Source organism: Burkholderia sp. Se-20378 (assembly GCF_017104665.1).
GTDB classification, from domain to species: Bacteria; Pseudomonadota; Gammaproteobacteria; order Burkholderiales; family Burkholderiaceae; genus Burkholderia; species Burkholderia lata.
In genome coordinates this window covers 1-2,345 of sequence record NZ_JAAGPG010000866.1, presented here as the reverse complement: position 1 = coordinate 2,345, position 2,345 = coordinate 1, and the positions used below count along the sequence as shown (strand labels likewise).

Here is a 2,345-nt window from a genome sequence, read left to right as displayed (position 1 = left end):
GCAGCGTCGCGCAGCCGACGACGACCGGCACGACCGCGCGCACCGGCGCAAGAAAGCGTGCGAGCACGATGCTCTTCATGCCATGGCGCAGCACGAACTCCTCTCCGCGCGCATAGGCGGCCGCATAGCCGAAGCGCGCCCACGCATTGCGGATCACGCCGCGATAGTGCCGCCCGAGTTCGTAGCTGATCCCGTCGCCGATCACGGCGCCGACCGCCGCGACACCGATGGTCGTCCAGCCGTCGAGTGCGCCCGCGCCGATCAGCGCACCGGCTGCGAACATTACGGCGCCGGCCGGCACGACCGTGCCGATCAGCGCGATCGCCTCGGCGCAGGCCGTCACGAACACGATCGCGAGCACGAGCAGCGGATGTGCGCCGATCGCGCCGATCCACGCGTGGATCGTGTCGCTCATCGCACGCTCCAAGGCGGGGCGCCCCGGTGTGCGAACACCGGGCCGGCGATGGCAGGGGAAACGTTCATCGGGAGGTGCGCGCGGTCGCGCCGGCGTGACGGGTCAATCGAACTCGTGCTGCCGCGCGTCGGCCTCGAGCGGCGCGTCGTGGTAGCCGACCGTCGCGATCTCCTGCAGATAGCGCGCGAGAAACGCGCCGATCGAGCCGGCAGCCTCGTACTGATGCACGTGGCGGAATTCGTGGGTCAGCAGGCGGCGCGTGTCCTGCCCGCGCAGCACGTACACCGCATGGCCGAGCGTGAGTCCGATCGTCCCCGGCGCCAGGAGCCCCGTGTCGCGAGCGATCGCGGCCAGCGAAGGCACCTCGGGAAACGGCATGCGGTCGACGATCACCACGCGGATCCGCTCCGGCTGCGCGACGCCCACCGTGCGCGCGTCGTCGGCCTGCGCCGGCGTCAGCGGCGCACCCTGCGCGATCCCGCGCGCCGCCTCGGCTTCGGCCCATGCGACGGCGGCGGGCAGCGCGGACGGCAGGATATCGGCAAGATCGATCATCACGGGGCTCCTCGGGCGGTTGTCGTGGCATCGGGCACCAGTTTAGTCCCGAATCGGCACGGTTCGCGGGGCGGCTCGTGGCACGCGGCGCCGTCCTGTTCAGGTCGCTGCAGTCACCAGGGAATACCCTGACCCACACCCGCTCCGCCGCATATCTTTTCCCCGCGATTATTTCGTTTCAGTACACATTCCGCGATCATCTATCTCGAAAATTTCCCGGATGTGTACCGTTTTTGGATTCGGCGGAATATATTGATCAGAAGAACGGCCGCGGCGACCATTGGACAGCAGTGCGCGGCGTCATCCCGAAGAGGATCGCTAGATGATCAGGGTAATTCTGGCTGACGATCACGCAGTCATGCGGGACGGACTGCGTTACATCCTGGAAACGGCCGGCGGTTTCGAAATCGTCGGCGAGGCGAGCGACGGCTCGGCCACGCTCGCGCTGGTCGAGCGCGGCGCCGCCGACGTGTTGCTGCTCGACCTGTCGATGCCCGCGCCGACCGGCATCGAGCTGATCCGGCTGGTGAAGCGCCACGCGCCGTCGCTGCGCACGCTCGTGCTGACGATGCATGCGGAAGCGCAGTACGCGGCGCGCGCGTTCAAGGCCGGCGCAACCGGCTACCTGACGAAGGACAGCGCGACCGCCGAGCTCGTCGAGGCGGTCGGCAAGGTGGCCGCGGGCGGCGTCTACGTGAGCCCGTCGGCGGCCGAAAGTCTCGCGCTCACGCTGCGCACGCCGGCCGCGACGCTGCCGCACGAACGGCTGTCCGCGCGCGAGCTCGACGTGATGCGCCGCATCGTCGCGGGCCAGACCGTCACGCAGATCGCGACCGAACTCGCGCTCAGCGCGAAGACGGTCAGCACGTACAAGACACGGATCCTCGAGAAGATGGAACTGCCGCACGAAGCGGCGCTGATCCGCTACGCGGTGCGCCACGACCTCGACCCCGGCGGCGACGCATGACGGCCGCCTTCCGCTTCCCGCCCTCGCCGCCGGACGACGACAACCCGGACGCGTCGCGCCTGTTCATGTCGTCGCTGCCGCCGGGCCGACGCGAACGGCGGCTCGCGCTCGCGACCGTGCTCATCTCCGCCGTGATCTTCGCCGCGCTTGCGCCGTTCGCCGGCAGGCCGCTGGCGCCGGGAGCGGCGTTCATCCCCGTGTACCAGTCGGCGATCGTCGTCAACGACATGGTGACGGCCGGCCTGCTGCTCGGCCAGTACGCGATCCTGCGCCAGCGGCCGCTGCTCGTGCTCGCGGGCGGCTACCTGTTCACGGGTTTCATGGCCGGCACCCCCATGCTGACCTTTCCCGGGCTGTTCCACCCGACCGGCCTCCCCGGTCCCCCCGACAGAACCACAGAGACACGTC

4 protein-coding genes are annotated in these 2,345 nt (G+C 69.6%); 2 read left to right on the top strand and 2 right to left on the bottom strand.

Annotation, left to right across the window (positions count from 1 at the left end):
* Nucleotides 1-415, bottom strand: a 415-nt coding sequence (locus tag G3N93_RS38380; protein ID WP_206135371.1) for a VTT domain-containing protein, incomplete at its 3' end; no start/stop codon positions are given.
* 102 nt (nt 416-517) lie between these two features.
* Complete coding sequence (locus tag G3N93_RS38375) at nt 518-970, bottom strand: hypothetical protein (protein WP_011356112.1); 453 nt, start codon at nt 968-970, stop codon at nt 518-520.
* A gap of 322 nt (nt 971-1,292) precedes the next feature.
* On the opposite strand from G3N93_RS38375, the gene G3N93_RS38370 reads away from it, so the two are divergent.
* On the top strand, nt 1,293-1,937 hold the full coding sequence (locus G3N93_RS38370) for a response regulator transcription factor (protein ID WP_174938358.1): 645 nt from the start codon (nt 1,293-1,295) through the stop codon (nt 1,935-1,937).
* The coding region (locus tag G3N93_RS38365) for an MASE4 domain-containing protein (protein ID WP_206135370.1) at nt 1,934-2,345 on the top strand (412 nt) is incomplete at its 3' end. The genes G3N93_RS38370 and G3N93_RS38365, both read left to right, overlap by 4 nt.